This is a genomic window from Laribacter hongkongensis DSM 14985 (assembly GCF_000423285.1).
Taxonomy (GTDB): domain Bacteria; phylum Pseudomonadota; class Gammaproteobacteria; order Burkholderiales; family Aquaspirillaceae; genus Laribacter; species Laribacter hongkongensis.
The window spans coordinates 65,281-86,035 of record NZ_AUHR01000007.1; the positions used below are offsets into that span (position 1 = coordinate 65,281).

Annotated in this window: 21 protein-coding genes; 14 read left to right on the forward strand and 7 right to left on the reverse strand. The window is 68.3% G+C overall.

Annotated features, from left to right (window positions below; translation table 11 throughout):
* Positions 1 to 154: 154 nt before the first annotated feature.
* Genes G542_RS0108590 through G542_RS0108600 form a run of 3 tightly spaced genes read left to right on the forward strand, consistent with a single transcriptional unit; the run spans position 155 to position 1,831 of the window.
* Complete coding sequence (locus tag G542_RS0108590; RefSeq protein WP_012695646.1) at positions 155 to 901, forward strand: hypothetical protein; 747 nt, start codon at positions 155 to 157, stop codon at positions 899 to 901.
* Positions 898 to 1,296 (forward strand): DUF3106 domain-containing protein, encoded by a 399-nt coding sequence (locus tag G542_RS16375; protein WP_012695645.1) that lies wholly within the window; start codon positions 898 to 900, stop codon positions 1,294 to 1,296. The genes G542_RS0108590 and G542_RS16375 overlap by 4 nt, the downstream gene beginning before the upstream one ends.
* Positions 1,297 to 1,330: 34 nt before the next feature.
* On the forward strand, positions 1,331 to 1,831 hold the full coding sequence (locus G542_RS0108600; RefSeq protein WP_012695644.1) for an RDD family protein: 501 nt from the start codon (positions 1,331 to 1,333) through the stop codon (positions 1,829 to 1,831).
* Positions 1,832 to 1,926: 95 nt separating this feature from the next.
* Here the strand turns inward: G542_RS0108600 and G542_RS0108605 are convergent, their stop codons facing one another.
* Both G542_RS0108605 and guaD read right to left on the reverse strand, forming a co-directional pair.
* Positions 1,927 to 2,511, reverse strand: a complete 585-nt coding sequence (locus G542_RS0108605) for a transglycosylase SLT domain-containing protein (protein ID WP_027823892.1) — start codon at positions 2,509 to 2,511, stop codon at positions 1,927 to 1,929.
* Positions 2,511 to 3,821 (reverse strand): guanine deaminase, encoded by a 1,311-nt coding sequence (guaD, locus tag G542_RS0108610; protein ID WP_012695642.1) that lies wholly within the window; start codon positions 3,819 to 3,821, stop codon positions 2,511 to 2,513. The genes G542_RS0108605 and guaD overlap by 1 nt, the downstream gene beginning before the upstream one ends.
* A gap of 193 nt (positions 3,822 to 4,014) precedes the next feature.
* On the opposite strand from guaD, the gene G542_RS0108615 reads away from it, so the two are divergent.
* From G542_RS0108615 to G542_RS0108625, 3 genes are read left to right on the forward strand one after another with little or no spacing between them, the layout of a single operon-like run.
* Positions 4,015 to 5,304 (forward strand): NCS2 family permease, encoded by a 1,290-nt coding sequence (locus G542_RS0108615; protein ID WP_027823893.1) that lies wholly within the window; start codon positions 4,015 to 4,017, stop codon positions 5,302 to 5,304.
* Positions 5,305 to 5,362: 58 nt separating this feature from the next.
* Complete coding sequence (locus tag G542_RS0108620) at positions 5,363 to 6,127, forward strand: sulfite exporter TauE/SafE family protein (RefSeq protein ID WP_012695640.1); 765 nt, start codon at positions 5,363 to 5,365, stop codon at positions 6,125 to 6,127.
* 33 nt (positions 6,128 to 6,160) lie between these two features.
* Positions 6,161 to 6,631, forward strand: a complete 471-nt coding sequence (locus tag G542_RS0108625; RefSeq protein WP_373279781.1) for a YidB family protein — start codon at positions 6,161 to 6,163, stop codon at positions 6,629 to 6,631.
* Here G542_RS0108625 and G542_RS0108630 read toward each other — a convergent pair.
* The 5 genes from G542_RS0108630 to nadD form a co-directional block, all read right to left on the reverse strand.
* Positions 6,621 to 7,469: a methylated-DNA--[protein]-cysteine S-methyltransferase gene (locus G542_RS0108630; protein ID WP_239887163.1), complete on the reverse strand. Its 849-nt coding sequence runs from the start codon at positions 7,467 to 7,469 to the stop codon at positions 6,621 to 6,623. The two genes, G542_RS0108625 and G542_RS0108630, sit on opposite strands and share 11 nt — an antisense overlap.
* A gap of 140 nt (positions 7,470 to 7,609) precedes the next feature.
* A complete protein-coding gene (locus G542_RS0108635; RefSeq protein WP_012695637.1) occupies positions 7,610 to 7,825 on the reverse strand; it encodes an alkylphosphonate utilization protein in 216 nt (71 codons plus the stop codon).
* A gap of 76 nt (positions 7,826 to 7,901) precedes the next feature.
* The gene (gene rlmH, locus G542_RS0108640; protein WP_012695636.1) at positions 7,902 to 8,372 is read right to left on the reverse strand and encodes a 23S rRNA (pseudouridine(1915)-N(3))-methyltransferase RlmH; all 471 of its coding nucleotides are present in this window, start codon (positions 8,370 to 8,372) and stop codon (positions 7,902 to 7,904) included.
* A 9-nt stretch (positions 8,373 to 8,381) separates the two neighbouring features.
* Positions 8,382 to 8,789: a ribosome silencing factor gene (rsfS, locus tag G542_RS0108645; protein WP_051189980.1), complete on the reverse strand. Its 408-nt coding sequence runs from the start codon at positions 8,787 to 8,789 to the stop codon at positions 8,382 to 8,384.
* Positions 8,786 to 9,448, reverse strand: coding sequence for a nicotinate-nucleotide adenylyltransferase (gene nadD / locus G542_RS0108650; protein WP_027823897.1), 663 nt, complete (start codon positions 9,446 to 9,448; stop codon positions 8,786 to 8,788). The genes rsfS and nadD overlap by 4 nt, the downstream gene beginning before the upstream one ends.
* Before the next feature lie 108 nt (positions 9,449 to 9,556).
* Between nadD and G542_RS0108655 the strand changes: the two genes are divergently transcribed.
* The 8 genes from G542_RS0108655 (at position 9,557) to aceE (ending at position 20,698) form a co-directional block, all read left to right on the forward strand.
* Positions 9,557 to 9,877, forward strand: coding sequence for an ArsR/SmtB family transcription factor (locus G542_RS0108655; RefSeq protein ID WP_012695633.1), 321 nt, complete (start codon positions 9,557 to 9,559; stop codon positions 9,875 to 9,877).
* A gap of 69 nt (positions 9,878 to 9,946) precedes the next feature.
* Entirely contained in the window at positions 9,947 to 10,984 is a 1,038-nt protein-coding gene (locus tag G542_RS0108660; RefSeq protein WP_027823898.1) for an efflux RND transporter periplasmic adaptor subunit, read from the forward strand.
* Positions 10,984 to 14,208: an efflux RND transporter permease subunit gene (locus G542_RS0108665; RefSeq protein ID WP_027823899.1), complete on the forward strand. Its 3,225-nt coding sequence runs from the start codon at positions 10,984 to 10,986 to the stop codon at positions 14,206 to 14,208. Before G542_RS0108660 ends, G542_RS0108665 begins: the two co-directional genes overlap by 1 nt.
* Complete coding sequence (locus G542_RS0108670) at positions 14,205 to 14,441, forward strand: YgaP family membrane protein (RefSeq protein ID WP_012695630.1); 237 nt, start codon at positions 14,205 to 14,207, stop codon at positions 14,439 to 14,441. Before G542_RS0108665 ends, G542_RS0108670 begins: the two co-directional genes overlap by 4 nt.
* Positions 14,432 to 15,787, forward strand: a complete 1,356-nt coding sequence (locus G542_RS16380) for a TolC family protein (protein WP_051189981.1) — start codon at positions 14,432 to 14,434, stop codon at positions 15,785 to 15,787. Before G542_RS0108670 ends, G542_RS16380 begins: the two co-directional genes overlap by 10 nt.
* Before the next feature lie 27 nt (positions 15,788 to 15,814).
* Positions 15,815 to 16,144 (forward strand): rhodanese-like domain-containing protein, encoded by a 330-nt coding sequence (locus G542_RS16385; protein WP_051189982.1) that lies wholly within the window; start codon positions 15,815 to 15,817, stop codon positions 16,142 to 16,144.
* Between the two features lie 62 nt (positions 16,145 to 16,206).
* The gene (locus G542_RS0108690; protein WP_051189983.1) at positions 16,207 to 17,658 is read left to right on the forward strand and encodes a M48 family metalloprotease; all 1,452 of its coding nucleotides are present in this window, start codon (positions 16,207 to 16,209) and stop codon (positions 17,656 to 17,658) included.
* 382 nt (positions 17,659 to 18,040) lie between these two features.
* Positions 18,041 to 20,698 carry a pyruvate dehydrogenase (acetyl-transferring), homodimeric type gene (gene aceE / locus G542_RS0108695; protein WP_012695624.1) on the forward strand — a complete coding sequence of 886 codons (2,658 nt, stop codon included), beginning with the start codon at positions 18,041 to 18,043 and terminating at the stop codon, positions 20,696 to 20,698.
* Positions 20,699 to 20,755 lie beyond the last annotated feature (57 nt).

The window sequence follows — 20,755 nt, forward strand, 5'->3', positions numbered from 1 at the left end:
GGAAAAAACCGCATCGTGCCCGCCCTGCCGCAGAGGGTTTTCACGATCCGTGCTACGCTTTTGCAGACCTGCCCCCGGCTGATGCTGCCAATGGGCCGAATCGGGCAATAATCTGTTACGCTTTTACGTTACTCCGCAGACCGACATCCATTCCATGCCCGGCTTTGCCCCTGCCCAAATCACCGCCGAAGACCTGGCCCTGGCCCGTGCCTATCTTGACGCCTGTGGCATCGCAGCAGAGTCCGCCACCAGCCTCCTCGACGGCCTGCCGGCACGGCTGGGCCGTCGCTACCCGGACAACTGGCTCCGGCACCACCTGCGTACGGCACTCCTTGCCGAGCTGCGCCACCTCGGGCGCCGGTACGGACAGCCGGCCGAACCGCTGGAACCGGACTGCGTGCTGGATATCGATGCTGCCGGACTGCGGGCCTTGCGCGTACTGCCGCCGGCCTTGCGCGACGCCTGGTTTGCCAGCAGCGGGTTTGCCCTGGCCCCGGATGCCGCTGCCCGCGCACTCGGCTGCCTGCCGCGCACCGCACTGCGACGCCAGCAGCAGGCCCGCCAGCTGATCACCGAACTCCTGGCCCAGCGCGACCTGCCGGCGGCCGCCGGACTGGATGCCCTGCCCTCACGCCTGGTGGCCGCCCCCCCGCCCGCCCGGCCCCTGCCTGCGGCTCCCACCACACTGCCTGCCCGCAGCCGCGCCCTGTACCTGGACTGGCGCATCTCCCTGCGGCGTACCGGCTGGAGCACCCTGCTGGCCGTCTGCCTGCTGGGCAGCGGCACGCTGGCCTGGCGCCAGTGGCAGGCTCCGCCCGATGTCAACGGCGCACTGGACCTGCGCCTGCTGGCAGGCGAGCTGGCACCGGCGGCCTATCTGGACAAGGATTCCGCACCATGACGCCCCGACTGCTCTGGCTGTTGCCCCTCCTGCTGGCCGCCTGTCACGCCGACGAAAGAATGGCCAATCCGCGCTGGGCGCAGCTGGCCCCGGCCGAGCAGGCCCTGCTGGCCCCGCTGGCTCCCGAGTGGGACCGTTTCCACCCCAGGAAAAAGCGCATGCTGCTGGCCCTGACGCAGGACTGGGCCCGCCTGACCCCGATCGAACAGACCCGCGTGCAGCTGCATCTGGCCGACTGGGCCGCACTGACCGGCGCCGAACGCCAGACAGCCCGAGAACGCTTTGCGGACATCGAAGCCCTGCCACCGGCCGAACGCCAGGCACGGCAGGCCAGGCTGGAGCAAGACTGGCTGGCACGCGAACAGGCGGCCGCCCTCGCCGCCGGGCCGCGTTAAACTATGCCGTTTTCCTGACCCTGGCCCGTTTGTCGTGACCCTTCCTGCCGATACCCTGCCCGCCGGCCGCCTGCGCCGGATCGGAAGCCTTGCCTACGATGCCCTGCTGTTGATCGGCGTCCTGTTCGTGGCCGGCCTGCTGTTCCAGCCGCTTTTCCTGTGGCTGGGCGAAATCCCGTGGCTGCGGGTGGTCTACCAGCTGTACCTGGCCGTGATCGTGTACGCCTATTTCGGCTGGTGCTGGACCCGCGGCGGCCAGACGCTGGCGATGAAAACCTGGAAAATCGCGCTGGTACGCACCGTCGACGGTGGCCGGCCGGACTGGCGTCATGCCCTGCTGCGCCTCGTACTGGCGGCCCTCTTTTATGCGCCGCTGCTGCCGGCCTGGACCTGGGTGCACTACCAGCCGGATCTCGCCTGGCTGGGCTGGCTGGCCAGTGCCTGGGCCATCGTGCCGGTGGCTTGGACGCTGCTCGACCGCGACCGCCAGTTCCTGTACGACCGGCTGAGCGGCTGCGCGCTGGTCATGGCCTGAGCGGTCAGCCCGCCACTTCCGGTTGCCGCAGCCCGTACGGCGGCGGCGGCAAAAAAGCGCTTCCGTCCGGCCCTGGCCGGTGTCGCGCCATGACGTCACTGCCAGCGCCGCATGGCGCCCAGCACCGCCTCCGGATAGCCGGTCGGCCCCAGGCTGCCGTTGTAACGCCCGAGCGCCCGGTACAGGTTGCCGTTTTCGCGTGCCAGATAGTGGCGCAGGATGACGCAGCCATAGCGCAGGTTGGTGGTGACATCAAAGAGGTTGTGGTCCGGTGCGCCGATGGCGCCGACCCAGAACGGCATTACCTGCATCAGCCCGCGGGCGCCGACCGGGCTGATGGCGTATTTGCGGAAACCGCTTTCCACCTCGATCAGCCCCAGCACCAGCGCCGGGTCCAGCCCGGCGCGGCTGGCTTCGTAGTGGATCACCGTCAAGAGGCGCTCACGCATCCAGTTGTCCGGCACACGGCGCGCCAGCCGGCCGGACATGTCCAGCAGCCACGCCCGGCCTTCTTCGGCATTGTCGAACACCAGCCGGGGCGGCGTGGCGCGCGTCACGGCCTGCCGCAGGCCGGCGGCTACACTGGCAGCCAGCGCCTCTTCGCTCTGGAATCCGGCCACAGCCGGTGCCGCCAGCCACAGGCCGGTTGCCAGCGCCAGCAGCCGCAGCCCGCTGCGCATCAGGCGGCTGCGGCGGAATACACGCAGCGGCCGGCCACCCAGGTAGCCGCCACGGCCCGGTCATCGGCCAGCATCATCTGCACGAACAGCACGTCGTCCAGCGAATCGGCCTGCTGCATGCGGAAGTCGATCAGCGGCGTCGAGTGCAGGTCCAGCACGCACAGGTCGGCTTCCAGCCCGACTGCCAGCGAGCCGACCTTGTCGGCGATGCCCAGCGCTTCGGCGCCGCCGCGCGTGGCCAGGTAGAACGCCTGCCGGGCAGTCAGCGCATTGCCGTTGAGCTGGGCCGCCTTGTAGGCCGCGCCCATGGTCGCCAGCATGGAAAAACTGGTGCCGGCGCCGATATCGGTCGCCAACCCCACCTTGACCGGCAGGGCGGCCTGGCGCGCCTGGTGAACGTTGAAGGCCCCCGAGCCGAGAAAGAAGTTCGAGGTCGGGCAATGGGCGATGGCCGTGCCGGTTTCAGCCAGCAGGTGCCGCTCGCTTTCGGCAAGGTAGATGCCGTGGCCATAGACGGCGCGCGGCCGCAGCAGGCCGTAGCGGTGATAGATGCCGGTGTAGTGCTCGCATTCGGGAAAGCGCCGCCGCATCCAGTGCACTTCGGCCCGGTTTTCCGCCACGTGCGACTGGATGGCCATGTCCGGATGCCGGGCCGCCAGCGCGCCCAGCATTTCCAGCTGTTCGCGGGTGGAACTGCCGGCAAACCGCGGCGTGATCACGTACTCGGCGCGGCCTTTGCCGTGCCAGCGGGCGATCAGCTCGCCGGATTCGTCCCAGGCACGCTGCGGGGTGTCGAGCAGGGCGGCCGGAGCGTGGATGTCCATGCACACCTTGCCGGCCAGCAGGCGCATGTCGTAGCGGGCCGCCGCGCCAAACAGCGCATCCACCGACTGCGGGTGCACGGTGCAGAAGGTGGCGGCACAGGTGGTGCCGTTGCGCAGCAGCTCGCTGACAAAAAAGGCCGCCACCCGGTCGGCGTGCGCCTGCTCGGCAAAGCGCTGCTCGACCACGAAGGTGTACCGCTCCAGCCATTCCAGCAGTTGCCCGCCCGGCGCAGCGATCATTTCGGTCTGCGGGTAGTGGACATGGCTGTCGATGAAGCCCGGCAGGATCAGCTTGTGCGGATAGTGGACCAGCTCCGTGTCCGGACCCAGCAGCGGCAGGATGCGGCTGGCCGGACCCAGCCCGACGATGCGGCCGGCTTCCATCAGCACGATGCCGTCAGGCTCGTACTGCATGCAGCTGTCGGCCTCCTCGCGCAGGGGATCGGCAGAAAAGGACAGCAAGGCTCCGCGGACGGCGGTTTTCATGACAACTTCCAGAACGGCAAAGCCGTCTACTCTAGCGACAGACAGCCATCCCTCACAAGCCCGCCGTTCACCGCTATACTCGCGCCCTTTCGGGCGCCGGATGTCTTGCCAGTGGCCCTTGCCAGGGAAAGGTTCCCCGGGGCGTTCGCCTGTTCCGCGAATGCGTGTTGCTGACCCTCACTGCCCTCTGTCCATGCTTGAACGATTGTTTGCGCTTGCCGCCAACGGCACCACCGTGCGCCGCGAAATCCTCGCCGGCTGCACCACCTTCCTCACCATGTCGGCGATCCTGTTCGTCAATCCCGACATCCTCGCCCAGGCCGGCATCGACCACGGCGCGGCCTTTGTCGCCACCTGCCTGGCCGCCGCCATCGGCTCGCTGATCATGGGCCTGCTGGCCAACTACCCGATCGGCCAGGCGCCCGGCATGGGCATCAACGCCTTCTTCACCTTCGGCCTCGTCAAGGGCATGGGGCTGTCGTGGGAAGTGGCGCTGGGCTGCGTGTTCATCTCCGGCCTGCTCTTCGTGCTGGTCAGCGGCCTGAAAATCCGCGAATGGTTCGTCAACGCCTTTCCGCAGAGCCTCAAGCACTCCATTGCCGCCGGGGTCGGGCTGTTCATCGCCCTGATCGGCCTTTCCAGCGCCGGCATCGTGGTGGCCAGCCCGGACACGCTGGTCACCATCGGCCCGGTGGCCACCCCGCAGGCGCTGCTGGCGATGGCGGGCTTCGTGCTGATGGTGGTGCTCGACAAGCTCGGCGTGCGCGGTGCCATCCTGATCGGCATCCTCGCCGTCACCGCCGTGTCAGTGGCGATGGGACTGACGCCCTACCAGGGCATCGTGTCGGCCCCGCCGTCGCTGGCACCGACCCTGTTTGCCGCCGACATCCACGGCGCGCTGACCGGCGGCCTGCTGGCGATCATCCTCAGCCTGTTCCTGATGGACCTTTTTGAAACCTCCGGCACCCTGATCGCCATCGGCGAACGCGGCGGTTTCCTGGATGCGACCGGCCGGCTGCCACGCCTGAAGCAGGCCATGCTAGCCGACAGCACTGCCATCGTCTGCGGCAGCCTGCTCGGTACGTCCAGCACCACCAGCTACCTCGAAAGCACCACCGGCATTGCTGCCGGCGGCCGCACCGGCCTGACCGCCGTGGTGATCGGCCTGCTGTTCCTCGCCGCGCTGTGGCTGTCGCCGCTGGCGGCGATGATTCCGGCCCACGCCACCGCGCCGGCCCTGCTGTTTGTCGCCATCCTGATGCTGCGCAGCCTGACCTTCATCGACTGGGACGACAGTACCGAATCGGCGCCGGCCATCGCCTGCGTGGTCACCATGGCCTACACCTTCTCGATTTCCGACGGTATCGCCTTCGGGGTGATCAGCTACGTGCTGGTCAAGGTGCTGTCCGGCCAGTGGCGCCAGGTCAGCCTGCCGATCGCGGTGGTGGCGGCGCTGTTCGTCCTGCGCTTCGCGGTCGGATAAGCGCCGCCCCGGCCACGGCGGGCTTCTACACTGCAAGCAGTACCCGCAGGAGCCCGCCATGTCGTGGACCGATCTCTACCTTGCCTTTCTGGCCTTTGTGGCCGGTCTGGTCAGTTCCTCGGTCGGCGGTGGCGGCCTGGTGCTGATTCCGGCCCTGTTCAACGCCTATCCCCTCCTGCCCAGCGCCACGGTGCTGGGTACCAACCGGCTGGTTTTCGGCATGAGCGGGGCCAGCAACGTCTGGCGCGTGCTGCGCCACACCCGGCCGCCCTGGCCCGTGCTGTGGCCGGCACTGGTCACCGGCATTCCGATGGCCGCCGCCGGCTCGGCGCTGCTGATGGCGTTTCCGCCGCACTGGTACAAGCCGGTCCTGCTGGTGGTGATGATTGCGCTGGCCATCCACACCTGGCGTCATCCAGCGCTGGGCCAGAACGCCACTGCGCCACGCCTGCATACCTCCGCCCACCAGCAGCTGGGCTCGGCCGGTGCCGGAGCGGCTGCCGGCCTCTACCTCGGCTTTATCGGCCCGGCCAGCCAGAGCTTCCTGCTGCTGGGCTTCGTGCACCTGTTCGGATTCGACTTCCGCCGCGCCAGCGAGTGCGCGCAGATCGTGGTGAACGGCCTGAACCTTGCCTCGCTGCTGTGGTTCATCGCGTTCAGCCATGTGGTGTTCCCGATCGGACTGGCGATGGGCGCCTGTTCGGTGGCCGGGGCCGTACTGGGCAGCCGCCTGATCCGCAAGGGCGGCAACCGGCTGATCCGCCGGCTGTTCCTCGGCCTGCTGGTCATCGAGATCGGCCGTTTTACCTTCGGCCTGTTCTGACACGGCCTTTCATCAGCTACAGCCAGGTTTCGGCTGGCAGCATCTAGGCTCAAGTCGGACGGCACTCCGGCCGTACCGCTTGTCACTGGCAACAGGAGCAATACGATGGGACTTTTCGACAGTCTGGTGAATGCAGCAGGCGACATGATGGGACAGGGCGGTGACACCCTCTCGGCCGTGTCGAACCTGATCCAGGAAAACGGTGGCGTGGGCGGGCTGGTGGAAAAATTCCAGCAGGGCGGCCTTGGCGACATCGTCAGCTCATGGGTGGGCACCGGCGCCAACCTGCCGGTCAGCGCGGAACAGATCCAGAGCGCACTCGACGGCAGCCAGCTGGGCGAGCTGGCCGGCCGGCTCGGCATCGACCCGCAGCAGGCCGCCGAAATGGCGTCGCAGTACCTGCCCTCGATCGTCGACCGCCTGACCCCGAACGGCGAGATTCCGGCCGGCGGCGACCTGCTCGGTCACGGCGTCGAGCTGCTCAAGGGGCTTTTCAATCGCTGAGTTCCGGCTGGGCGGCGGCTGATTCACGCACCAGGAGGGCGGCCTTGCGTGTGCTGCCCCAGCGGTACTGGCCCAGCACGCCGGTGTCGCGGATGACCCGGTGGCAGGGAACCAGCACGGCCAGCGTGTTGGCCGCCACGGCACTGCCGACCGCGCGGGCGGCACCCGGCTGGCCCAGCTGCTGCGCCAGCATGCCGTAACTGAGGCGCTGTCCGGGCGCGATCCCGAGCAGCGCTTCCCACACCTTGAGCTGGAACCGGCTGCCGCGCAGCAACACCGGCAGCGGATCGTCGGCCGCCCGGGGTGCAAACACGCGCCGGGCCCAACCGGCGGCCGTGGCCGCATCTTCGTGCCAGACGGCCTGCGGCCAGCGGGCCTGGCAGCCGGCCAGCGCCGCAGCCGGCGTGTCGTCGACAAACGCCAGATAGCCCAGACCACGTGGCGTCCATGCCAGCAGGGCTTCGCCGAACGGCGTGGCAGCCAGTCCCCAGCCCACCGGCACGCCGGCCGCGCCGCGGCGCAGTTCGCCCGGGGTCAGCGCTTCGTGCTGCACGATCAGGTCGTGCAGGCGGCCGCTGCCGGACAGGCCGACGGCCAGTGCCGTGGCATCGACCGGGCGACCGGCCGCCAGCAACCGGCGGGCGTGTCCGAGGGTCAGGAACTGCACGAAGCGCTTGGGCGACACTCCGGCCCAGTCGCTGAACACCCGTTGCAGGCGGCTGTCGCTGAGGCCGACGGCCTGCGCCAGCCGGGACAGCGACGGCTGCTCGGCGGCATGTTCGTTCAGCCAGACGATCGCCCGCTCGACGACGGCGTAGTGGCGGGCGGCTGTTTCCATGGATTCCATCATCCTGCTCCTGCAAGCCGACAGGTCCAGCATACGGAGCCGGCCGCCTTGCCGACACCCGATTCCTGCCAATCTGCCGGACGGCCGGCAAAAACAGCAACGGCACGCCGTGAAGGGCGTGCCGTCGTGGATCAGGCTTTCTTGAGGAAGCAGGTTTTCAGCACCAGCCCCTTCACCTTGTCGGTGCGGCACTCGATGGCTTCTTCGTCGTCTTCGATCAGGCGGATGCCCTTGATGACCGTGCCGCGCTTGAGCGTGACCGACGTTCCCTTGACCTTGAGGTCCTTGATGACCTGTACAGTGTCGCCGTCGTTCAGCAGCGTGCCGTTACTGTCGCGCACGTCCATGTGTTTCCTTTCAATCAGTCAAAAGAAAAAGGCCGCCTTGCAGCGGCCGGTTCCGGTCCGGCGGCTGCCGGACGGCTCATTCCCGGTGGTAGGGGTGGCCGTTGAGGATGCTGACGGCACGGTAGACCTGCTCGGCCAGCAGCACGCGCACCATGCCGTGCGGCAGGGTCATGGCCGACAGTTGCAGCAGGATGTCGGCGCGCGACTTGAGTTCGGCCGCCGTGCCGTCCGCCCCGCCGATCACGATGGCGATGTCCTGCCCGTCGGCCAGCCAGCCCTTGAGGTTGTCGGCGAGCTGCATGGTGGTCCAGTTGCGGCCACGCTCGTCGAGCACCACCAGTTTTGCCCGCGGCGGCAGTGCCGCCATCAGGCGGGCATGCTCGGCGGCAATGCCCTTTTCTGCCGTTACCCCGCCCCCGCGCTTTTCCGGCTTGATCTCTTTCAGTTCCAGCTGGACTTCGCGCGGCAGGCGCTTGGCGTAATCGGCGTAGGCCTCGTCCACCCAGCGCGGCATTTTGGTGCCGACAGCCAGCAGGGTGATCTTCATGCGCCGGACTTACTCTTCGGTGGCCTTCCAGCCGCGCACGCCCGGAATCGGGTTGAACACCGGCTTCTGGCCGCCCCACAGGGCTTCGAGGTCGTAGTAGTCGCGCACGGCCGGCAGCATGATGTGGATGACCACGTCGCCGGCATCGACCAGCACCCATTCGCCGAACTGTTCGCCTTCCATGCCGACGATGTCGACGCCTTGGCCCTTCAGGGTCACGGCCACATTGTTGGCCAGTGCCTTGACCTGGCGGTTGGAATCACCGGTGCACACCACCAAGCGCGAAAACAGCGAGGTCAGCTCGCGGGTGTCGAGGTTGACGATGTCCTTGCCCTTGACGTCATCCAGCGCCTCGGCAGCGAGGGCGGCGATTTCGTCCGGGGTCGGATACGGTTTGGTTTCAATGACTTCGGTCATGCGGGGCTTTCGGAACGGTAGAGCCGGTGAAGATGAATATAGTCGCGCACGGCCGGCGCAAGATGCCCGAGTCCGTCGCCACCGCGCGCCAGATCGGCGCGAATGGCGGTGGCGGAAATGTCCACCGGCGATAAAGACAGGACGCGGATTCTACCCGCGGGCGGAAGATTTGCAAAATCAGTCGCTTGCCGCGCCTGCCACTCGGCAGCCACCGCAGGCGGCAGCGAACCGGCATCAAAGCCCGGCCGCACGGCAACCGCCAGATGTGCCAGCCCGAAGAGGTCACGCCAGCGGTGCCAGCGGTCAAGACTCGCCAGCTGGTCGCCGCCGACCAGCCACCACAGCGCCGCCTCCGGCCCTGTCTCGCGGCGGATCATCGCCAGCGTGTCGACGGTATAGCCGGACAGCCGGCCGGACAGTTCGCGCTCGTCCACCGTCAGGCCGGGCTCGCCGGCCAGCGCCAGCCGCAGCATGGCCAGCCGGTCGGCCGCCGCTGCCGCCAGCGGTGCGCGGTGCGGCGGCGTGCCGGCCGGCAGCAGGCGCACTTCGGCCAGTTGCAGCTCGTCGCGCAGCGCCCGCGCCAGGCGCAGGTGCCCCTCGTGCACCGGGTCGAACGAACCGCCAAACAGGCCGATGGCCACACGCGGCAAGACAGTCATGGCAGGCAGCACCCCGCGAGATTCAAAGGAGCGGAAATTGTAATGTGGCAGGGGGCTTGCGAATAGTTTACAAAAAAATATAATGATGCCGTCGACAGGATGCCTTTCATGCAGATCGATCTTCTCCAAGCCAATGCCCGCGCCGCTTCGGCGCTTCTGAAAAGCCTTGCCAACCCCGACCGGCTGCTGCTGCTGTGCCAGCTCGTCGGCGGCGAACGCACGGTCACCGAACTGGAAAACCTGACCGCCATCCACCAGCCCACCCTGTCGCAACAGCTGGGCGTGCTGCGCAACGAAGGGCTGGTCGACACCCGGCGCGACGGCAAGTGGATGTACTACCGGGTGGCGCGCGAAGAAGTCTTGATCCTGCTCGACGCCCTGCACGGCATTTACTGCAAGACTGCTCCCGGGCCCGGTCCGGCCGCCTGAAAAACGCCAGGCCGCGTCATGCGGCTTTTTCTGCCGCAAACATTATATAAATTTGAATAACGTACCGACATGAACCGACTGCCCCTCCTCCCGCTCGCTGCCGCTCTTGCCGGTCTGGCAGCCCTTTCTCCCGCATTCGCCGCCGGCCCGGCCCTGCCGGCAGTCACCGTCGGCGCACCGGCAGCCAGCGGCGTTTACCAGGCTGACGGGCAGGTCGAAGCCGTGCGCGAAGCGCGGCTGGCCGTCCCGGTGGCCGGTCGTGTCACCGCCCGCCCGGTCAATGCCGGTGACCGCGTCAGCGCCGGCCAGCTGGTAGCCGAAATCGACGGTGAAACTGCCCGCGAGGCCGCCGCTGCCAGTGCCGCCCAGATTGCCGCCGCCCAGGCCCAGCTGGATGTGGCCCGCCGCGAAGTCGAGCGGGCCCGCGCGCTGGCCGCCAAGCAGTACCTGTCAGCCGCCGCGCTGGAACGGGCCGAAGCCCAGTACCGCAGCGCCGCAGCCCGCGCCCGCGCCCAGGGGGCCAGTGCCCGCGCGGCCGGCGCCCAGGCCGGCCTGTACCGCCTGAGCGCCCCGTTTGCCGGCCTGGTGGCCGACACGTTTGCCAACGTCGGTGACCTGGCCCAGCCGGGGCAGCCGATTGCCGTGGTCTACGACCCGGCGGCCCTGCGCGTCACCGCCAGCGTGCCCGCCAGCGTCGAAAGCCGGGTGCAGGCCGGCGGCAGGTTCGCCATCGTGGTCGACGGCCAGCGCCTGGTGCCGTCCAGAGTGCAATGGCTGCCGGCCACCGATGCCGTCAGCCAGACGCGCACGCTGCGACTGGAGCTGCCGGCACAGACCGCGCTGGCACCGGGCCGCTTTGCCCGGGTCGAGCTGCCGGTCAGCGGAGCGGCCGGCAGCAGCCGGCTGACCGTGCCGCAACAGGCCGTGGTGCGCCGGGCCGAACTGACCGCCGTCTACGTACTGCGCGCCAAGGGTGCGCCCGAGCTGCGCTACGTGCGGCTGGGCGACAGCCTTGGCAGCGACGTGGAGGTGCTGGCCGGACTGCGGACCGGCGAGCGGGTGGTCACCACGCCGGAAGCGGCGGCCCGCCGCACGGGAGGTCACTGATGCGCACGCCTGCATCCATGGGGCTGGCCGGCCGGCTGGCGGCCTTTTTCCTGCAAAACCGCATCACGCCGCTGATTGCGCTGCTGCTGTTGCTGCTCGGCCTGTTTGCCGTCGCGGTCACCCCGCGCGAGGAAGAGCCGCAGATCAACGTCACCATGGCCAACGTGCTGGTGCCCTTCCCCGGCGCCAGCGCCGAAACGGTGGAATCGCTGGTGGCGCAGCCGGCCGAGCAGGTGCTGGGCCAGATCAGCGGTGTCGAACACGTGTTTGCCCTGTCGCGTCCGGGGCTGGCCATCCTGACGGTGCAGTTCCAGGTCGGCGTGCCGCGTACCGATGCGCTGGTGCGCCTCTACGACACCGTGCACAGCCACGGCGACTGGCTGCCGCCGGGCCTGGGCACCCTGCCGCCGCTGATCAAGCCCAAGGGCATCGACGACGTGCCGGTGGTGGCCGTCACCCTGTTTGCCCGTGATCCGCAGCAGGGCGCCTACGCACTGGAACGGGTGGCACACAGCATCGAAGGCGACCTCCAGCGGGTGGCCGGCGTACGCGAAGTCACCACCCTCGGCGGTCCGGGTCGCGCCATCGGCATCGAACTCGACCCGGCGCGCCTGAAAGCCGCCAGGCTGACCGTCAGCGACCTGCGCCGTGCCCTGCAAGGCGCCAACGCCGCCCTGCCGGCCGGTGAACTGATCGCCAACAACCGTAGCCTCACCATCGAAACCGGCCCCTTCCTCGACAGCGCCCGCGCGGTCGAAAAGCTGGTGGTCGGCGTCTACAACGGCCGCCCGGTCTACCTCGACCAGGTCGCCCGCATCACCGACGGCCCGGAGCCGGCCGTGCGCTATGTCTGGCACGGCATCAAGGGCCAGAACGGCGGCGAATACCCGGCGGTGACGCTGGCCATCACCAAAAAGGCCGGCGCCAATGCCGTCGCGGTGGCCGATGCCCTCAAGGCGCGGCTGGCTTCGCTGTCCGGCACGGTGATTCCCGACAGCGTCGGCGTCGAAGTGGTGCGCAACTATGGCGAAACCGCCAACGACAAGGCGCAGACGCTGATCAAGAAACTGGCCTTTGCCACCGCACTGGTAGTGGCGCTGGTGTTCTTTGCACTGGGCCGCCGCGAGGCTGCCATCGTCGGCGTGGCAGTGGTCCTGACCCTGACCGCCACCCTGTTCGCCTCGTGGGCGTGGGGCTTCACCCTCAACCGGGTGTCGCTGTTCGCGCTGATCTTTTCGATCGGCATCCTGGTCGACGACGCCATCGTGGTGGTGGAAAACATCCACCGCCACCGCCTGCTCGACCCGGAAGCCCCGCTGGTCACGCTGATCCCGCGTGCGGTGGACGAGGTGGGTGGCCCGACCATCCTTGCCACCTTCACCGTCATTGCTGCCCTGCTGCCGATGGCCTTTGTTTCCGGGCTGATGGGGCCGTACATGAGCCCGATCCCGATCAATGCCTCGATGGGCATGCTGATCTCGCTCGGCGTGGCCTTCGTCATCACCCCGTGGCTGGCACTCAAGTGGCTGCCGCACCGGTTCGAGGCCCACGCCGGCATGGCCGGCCGCCTGCTGCCGCTGACCCGCCGCCTGTTCGCGCCGTTCCTGGATGACCGCACCGGCACCCGCGCCCGCCGCCTCCTGGGATTCGGCGTGGCCGGCCTGATCGCGGTGTCGCTGCTGCTGCCGGTGTCCGGGCTGGTGGTGCTGAAAATGCTGCCGTTCGACAACAAGTCGGAATTCCAGGTAGTGGTCGACCTGCCGGCCGGTACGCCGGTGGAGGAAACCGCGGCCACCCTGCGCGAAATGAGCGCCTGGCTGGCCACCCAGCCGGAAGTGGTCAACTGGCAGGCCTATGCCGGCACCGCGGCGCCGATCAACTTCAACGGACTGGTGCGCCAGTACGGCCTGCGGGCCGGCGGCGAAGTCGGCGACATCCAGGTCAACCTGGCCGACCGCCACGAGCGCCACGCCAAGAGCCACGACATCGCCCGCCGGGTGCGGCCGGCACTGGAGGCCATCGCGGCCCGCCACGGCGCGCGGGTCAAGGTGGTGGAAGTGCCGCCGGGTCCGCCGGTGCTGTCGCCGATCGTGACCGAAATCTACGGCCCGTCAGCCGCCGGCCGCGATGCGCTGGCCGGGCAGATCCGCCAGCTGTTCACGCAGCAGGACGGTGTGGTGGACATCGACAGTACCGTCAATCCGCCGGCCGCCAGGCGCGTGCTGGTGGTCAACCAGGCCGAAGCCGCCCGCCGCGGCGTACCGCAGGCCGAAATCGTCGCCACGCTGGCCGCCGCCCTCAACGGCGACAATGCCACCTGGCTGCACGGTGCCGGCAAGTATCCGGTGCCGGCACAGCTGCGCCTGCCCGTGTCTGCCCGCGGCAACGACGAAGCCCTGCTGGCGCTGACCGTGCGCGCCGCCAGCGGCGAACTGGTGCCGGTGCGCGAGCTGGTGACGGCCGAGCCCGGCACGGTGGACCAGCCGCGCTGGCGCAAGGACGGCCTGCCGCTGGCGATGGTGGTGGGCGACATGGCCGGCCAGACCGACAGTCCGCTCTACGCCATGTTCGGCATGCGCGGCGCCATCAGTGCGCTGACCGCGCCGGACGGCGGCCCGGTGGCCGAATACTTCATCCGCCAGCCGGACGACGCCTGGCGCGGCTACGCCATCAAGTGGGACGGCGAGTGGCAGATCACCTACGAAACCTTCCGCGACATGGGTGCGGCCTACGCTGTCGGCCTGGTGCTGATCTACCTCCTGGTGGTGGCGCACTTCGGCAGCTATCTGGTGCCGCTGGTGATCATGGCGCCGATCCCGCTGACCCTGATCGGGGTGATGCCGGGCCATGCCCTGCTCGGGGCACCGTTCACCGCCACCTCGATGATCGGCATGATCGCGCTGGCCGGCATCATCGTGCGCAACTCGATCCTGCTGGTGGATTTCATCCGCGAGGAAGTGGCGCGCGGCGTGCCGTTCAAGGAAGCCGTGGTGGACTCGGCCGCCACCCGGGCCCAGCCGATCGCGCTGACCGCGCTGGCTGCCATGCTGGGCGCCCTCTTCATCCTCGACGACCCGATCTTCAACGGGCTGGCCATCTCGCTGATCTTCGGCATCCTGGTGTCGACCGTCCTCACCCTGCTGGTGATCCCGCTGCTCTATTACATCGCTTTCCGTTCCAGTCACGAGGGCGACCACGCCCCATCCCAAGGAGAAACCGCATGACCATCGAACGCGCCATCCGCTTTTTTGCCGGCTGCATGATCCTGTTGAGCCTCGCCCTGGCCGTCCCGGCCAGCCCGCTGTACGCCAGCCAGAACTTCCTGTGGCTGACGGCCTTTGTCGGCGCCAACCTGTTGCAGTTTTCGCTGACCAACTTCTGCCCGCTCGCCATCGTGCTGAAAAAGCTCGGCGTCAAGGAAGGCACGGGCGGCTGCGGAGGCCGGGCATGTTCGTAAACCGCCTGACGGTGCTCGCAGCCCTGCTGGCGGCGAGCCCGGCGCTGTACGCCTTTGACCTGCTCGACGCCTGGCAGGCAGCCCGCCAGCACGATCCGCAACTGGCGGCCGTCGAAGCCACCCGCCAAGCCGACGCCACGCTGGCCCGCCAGGGACGCGCCCTGCGCCTGCCGACCGTCGGACTCAGCGCCGGAGCCGGCACGGCCAGCCAGGAACAGGACACCCAGGGCGCCCGCTTCACCATGCCGGGCATGCAGTCCGACCAGGTGGATTTTGAGTCGCGGGTACGCAACGGCACCGCCACCCGCTGGGGCGTGGAACTGCGCCAGCCGCTCTACGACCGGGAAAAATCGGCCAGCGCCAGCCAGCTCGAAGCGCGGGCCCGCGCCGGCGCCGCCCGCGCCACGGCGGACGAACAGGGCGTGATGCTGGATGTGACACAGCGCTATTTCGAAGTCCTGCGGCTGGACGCGGCACTGGCCAGTGCCCGGGCGCAGGACGAAGCGGTGGCCGAGGCTCTGGGACTGGCCCAGGCCCGCTACGACGTGGGCGACGCGCCGGTCACCGACCTGGAAGAAGCCCGCGCCCGCCGCGACCTGATCGCTGCCGAACTGCTGGCCCTGCAACAGGCCCGCGAACTGGCCGGGGCCCGCCTCGCCGACGTCACCGGCGGTCTGGCCGGCAGCCCCGCGGCCATCAGCCGCGATCCCGGCCCCACCGGCCTGCCGCTGGCTCCGCTGGCGGAATTGCAGGCGCGGGCGCGCCAGCACAGTCCGCTGCTGGCCGCCGGATCGGCCGCCCGTGATGCGGCGGCCGAAGAAGTCGGCAAATACCGCGCCTGGGCCAGCCCGAAGCTGGAACTGGTGGCCCGCGCCGGAGAAGACCGCCTCCGCGGCAGCGGCAGTGCCGCCCAGTACGGGCGCCAGCAGTATGCCGGCGTCGAGCTGACCATCCCGCTGTTTACCAGCGGCTGGCGCTCGGCCAGGCTCGACGAGGCGCTGGCCCGGCGCGAGGCGGCCGATGCCGGCCTGCGCAGCCAAGCCCTGTCAGTGGATGACCAGGTGCGGCAGGCATGGCAGGGCGTCAGCGTCGGCCATGCCCGGCTGGCCGCACTGGCGGCAGCCCGGCAGTCGGTGGAGCGCCAGCTGGCGGCCACCCGCGCCGGCGTCGAGGAAGGTGCCCGCACCACGCTGGACCTGCTGAATGCCCAACAGGCCCGCGCCGGCATCGTGCGCGAGCAGGCTGCGCTGCGCCACGATACCCTGCTGGACTGGCTGCGCCTGCAGGCCGCTACCGGTGACCTGGACCCGGCAGCGCTGGCCCGCGTCAATGCCTTGCTGAACTAACCCTTTCGAGTTGTCCGGAAATACACCATGTTTGCCCTGTTCCAACGCCTGCTGGGCGGCCACAGCCCGCAACTGCCGCAAGGTGACGATGTCCTGCTGATCGACGTGCGCGAGCCGGCCGAATTCGCCGGCAGCCACGCTCCCGGTGCCCTGTCGCTGCCGCTGGGCCAGTTGCAGTCCGGCATTGCCCGCATTGCCCCCGGCCTCGACACGCCGATGATCCTCTACTGCGCCAGCGGCATGCGCTCGGCCAGCGGCGTACGCATGCTGGCCGCACTGGGCTATACCGGCGTGCACAATGCCGGCGGCCTCGGTCAGGCCGTAGCGTGGGCGCGCCAGCGCAACAGCAGCACCTGATGCGGCGCGACCGGCCACGACGTTAAGGACGACAGCCCGGCTGCGCGTTTATGATGAAACGCATGAAGACGCCGCTCGCACTCCTGCTCGCCGGGCTGATGGCTGTTACACCGGTCACGGCCCAGATCAACCTGCCCGATCTCGGCGATTCGGCCGAAGCCGGATTCAGCTCCCGCGACGAATCTCGCGCCGGCCGCGAGGGCGTGGTCTGGCTGCGGGCCCAGGAGGCCATGCTGGGTGACGCCGAGCTGGACGACTACCTCAACCGGCTGTCCCGCCGGCTGGCCACCGCCAGCCCGGACCCGGCCCAGCACTACACCCTGTTTGCCATCGACGACGGCCAGATCAACGCCTTTGCCATGCCCGGCGGCTATATCGGCGTGCATACCGGCCTGTTGCTGGCGGCCCAGAGCGAATCGGAGCTCGCCAGCGTCATCGGCCACGAAATGGCCCACGTCAGCCAGCGTCACATTGCCCGCCAGCTGGAGCAGCAGGGCATGAACCAGCTGCTGGCCATCGGCGGCATCCTGGCTGCGGTCCTGATGGCCAGCGCCGGCGGCGGCGCCGATGCGGCACTGGCCGCTGCACAGGTCGGCCCGGGCATGGCGATGCAAAAGCAGCTGGCGTACAGCCGGGATTTCGAGCGCGAGGCCGACCGTGTCGGCATGCAGACACTCACACGCGCCGGCTTTGACCCGCGCGCCATGGCGGCGTTTTTCGACCGCATGCAGAAGGTCAACCGCGCCAGCAACAACAACGCGCTGGCCTTCCTGCGCACCCACCCGGTCACCAGCGAGCGCATGAGCGAGGCACAGGGCCGGGCACTCAGCCTGCCCAGCCGCATGCCGGCCGATTCGACCGAATTCCTGCTGGCACGCGAAAAGGCACGCCTGTCCCGCCTCGACCCGCAGGCCGCCATCAGCTTTTATACCGATGCGCTCAAGGACGGCCGTTACCTGAGCGAAATGGCGCAGTGGTACGGTCTGGCCGGGGCCCAGCTCAAGCGCAACGACCTGGCCGCGGCGCGGACATCGGCAGCCAGGGCACGCGCGCTGGCACCGGCTCCGCATCCGTGGCTGGTGTCGCTGGACGCTGCCATCGCCGCAGCCGGCGGCGACTACGCCACCAGCGCCCGCCTGTACCGCGAAGGCCGCCAGCGCTTCCCGGACGCACCAGCTCTCGCCTATGGCGAACTCGACAGCCTGATCGCCGCCGGCCAGACCGATGCAGCCCGCCAGCTGGCCGAAACAGCCGTGTCGCGCCGGCCGGAAGACCCCGAGCTGTGGGCGCGGCTGGCACGCATCTATGCCGACCGCGACAAGCTGCGCTACCACTTTGCGCTGGGCCAGCAGCTGTATTACCAGCAGGAAGCGCGCCCGGCGCTGGAGCAGTTCCAGCTGGCCCGCGAAGCACCGGGTGACGATTTTTACCTGCGTTCGCGCCTTGATGCGCGCATCCGCGAGCTGATGCCCGTGGTCAAGGAACAGATCGAGGCCCAGCGCCAGCGCCGCTAACCGGTACGGCGATGCCGGGCTGGCGACGGATTCGCGGCGGCAGGCAGATTTTTTCACATTATTTTCACAAAACAACAAATACGCACCTACGGACATTTACCCGGCAACCCGACTGTCAGACAGTGGTTAAATCCGGAAAATTGCCACAAAACAGCCAATAAAACGGCTTTGTTGCACCGCACATCCTGAATATTCGAAAAACGGTACACAGGCTGCCGTTGACGTATGCGAAAACCGCTGCAAATTTGAACGGGTTACGGCACAATTCTGCGCGCACAAAACGACATTCATGTTTCGGTTTCAACCAAACCGGACACACAACGCGGCACCGGCCGGACCGGCCCGGCGCCCACACACCCACAACAGCAGAGGTGGAAGAGACATGGCTGACTACCCGACCCCCGACATTGATCCGCAGGAAACCCAGGAATGGCTGGCCGCGCTGGCGTCCGTGCTGGACACCGAAGGCCCAGAACGCGCCCATTTCCTGTTGCAGCAGATGGTCGAACGCGCCCGCCGCCGCGGCGCCTACCTGCCCTTCGATGCCACCACCGCCTACCAGAACACCATCCCGGTCGCCAAAGAGGCGCACTCGCCGGGCGATCACGAGCTGGAGCACCGCATCCGCTCAATCAACCGCTGGAACGCGGCCGCCATGGTGCTGCGCGCCGGCAAGAAAGACCTCGAGCTGGGCGGCCACATCGCCAGCTTCCAGTCTTCCGCCACCCTCTATGACGTCGGCTTCAACCACTTCTGGCGCGCCCACAACGACGAGCAGGAAGGCGATCTGGTGTTTTTCCAGGGCCACATCGCTCCGGGCATCTACGCCCGCGCCTTCATGGAAGGACGCATCTCCGCCGAGCAGCTCGACAGCTTCCGCCAGGAAGTCGACGGCCAGGGCCTGTCGTCCTACCCGCACCCGTGGCTGATGCCGGGGTTCTGGCAGTTCCCCACCGTGTCCATGGGCCTGGGCCCCTTGATGGCCATCTACCAGGCACGCTTCCTCAAGTACCTCGAAAGCCGCGGGCTGGCCAAGACGCCGGGACGCAAGGTGTGGTGCTTCTGCGGTGACGGCGAAATGGACGAGCCCGAATCGATGGGCGCCATCGCCATGGCCGCGCGCGAAGGTCTCGACAACCTGATCTTCGTCATCAACTGCAACCTGCAACGGCTGGACGGCCCGGTGCGCGGCAACGGCAAGATCATCCAGGAACTGGAAGGCAACTTCCGCGGCGCCGGCTGGAACGTGCTCAAGGTGATCTGGGGCAGCCGCTGGGATCCGCTGCTGGCCATGGACAGCAAGGGCCTGCTGAAAAAGCGCATGGACGAATGCGTGGACGGCGACTACCAGACCTTCAAGTCGAAAAACGGCGCCTACGTGCGCGAGCACTTCTTCGGCAAGTATCCGGAGCTGCGCGAGATGGTCGCCAACATGTCGGACGCCGAAATCTGGGCGCTCAACCGCGGCGGTCACGACCCGCACAAGGTGTACGCCGCCTACCACGAGGCCACCACCAATCCGCAGGGCCGGCCGACCGTGATCCTCGCCAAGACCATCAAGGGTTACGGCATGGGCTCCAGTGGCGAAGCGCAGAACATCGCCCACCAGGCCAAGAAGATGGACCTGGAAGACCTGCGCAAGTTCCGCGACCGCTTCGGCATTCCGGTATCGGACGCCGAGCTGGCCAGCGCCCCCTACTACAAGCCGGCCGACGACAGCGCCGAAATGCGCTACATGCACGCCCGCCGCGCCGCACTGGGCGGCTACCTGCCGCAGCGCCGGCCGGTCCAGGCGCCGATGGCCATTCCCGGCCTGCACGTCTTTGACGCCCTGTTGCAGGATTCGGGCGAGCGCAGCTTCTCCACCACCATGGCTTTCGTGCGCATGCTGGGCACGCTGCTGAAAGACAAGACCATCGGCCGCCACATCGTGCCGATCGTGCCGGACGAATCACGCACCTTCGGCATGGAAGGCATGTTCCGCCAGTACGGCATCTGGTCCACCCAGGGCCAGAACTACGTGCCGCAGGATGCCGACCAGCTGATGTTCTACAAGGAATCGCGGGACGGCCAGATGCTGCAGGAAGGCATCAACGAGCCGGGCGCCATGTCGAGCTGGATTGCCGCCGCCACCAGCTACGCCAACCACGGCACGCCGATGATCCCGTTCTACATCTACTACTCGATGTTCGGCTTCCAGCGCATCGGTGACCTCGCATGGGCCGCCGGCGACATGCGCGCCCGCGGCTTCATGCTCGGCGGCACCGCCGGCCGCACCACGCTCAACGGCGAAGGCCTGCAACACGAGGACGGCCACAGCCACATCCAGGCCGGCCTGATCCCCAACTGCGTCAGCTACGACCCGACCTTCTCCGGCGAGCTGGCCGTCATCCTGCAGGACGGCCTCAAGCGCATGTACGTCGACCAGGAAGACGTGTTCTTCTACATCACCCTGATGAACGAGAACTACCGTCACCGCGCGCTGCCGGCCGGCAGCGAACAGGGCGTGCTCAAGGGCCTTTACTGCCTGCAACCGGCTGACGGCGCCGACGTGCAGCTCCTGGGCTCCGGCACTATCCTCAACGAAGTGCTGGCAGCCGCCGACCTGCTGCGCGACGACTTCGGCCTCCAGGCCAATGTCTGGAGCGCCACCTCGTTCAACCTGCTGGCCCGTGACGGCCGGGCTGCTGAGCGCCACAACCGCCTGCACCCGACCGCTGCCCCGCAGCAAGGCTGGGTCGAACAGCAGCTGGCCGGCCAGCAAGGCCCCTTCATCGCCGCCACCGACTACATCCGCGCCTACGCCGAACAGATCCGCGAATGGGTTCCGGGCCGCTACACCGTGCTCGGCACCGACGGCTTTGGCCGCTCCGACAGCCGCGCCAACCTGCGCCGCCATTTCGAAGTCGACCGTTATCATGTCGTCATTGCCGCGCTCAAGGCCCTGGCCGACGAAGGCCGGCTGCCGGCCGGGCGCGTGGCCGAAGCCATTGCCCGCTACGGCATTGATGCCGACCGTCCGGCCCCGTGGACGGTCTGACGCCACACTGACTTTCGCCGGCCGCCTGCGCGGCCGGCCAGACCCAAGGATCGCTCC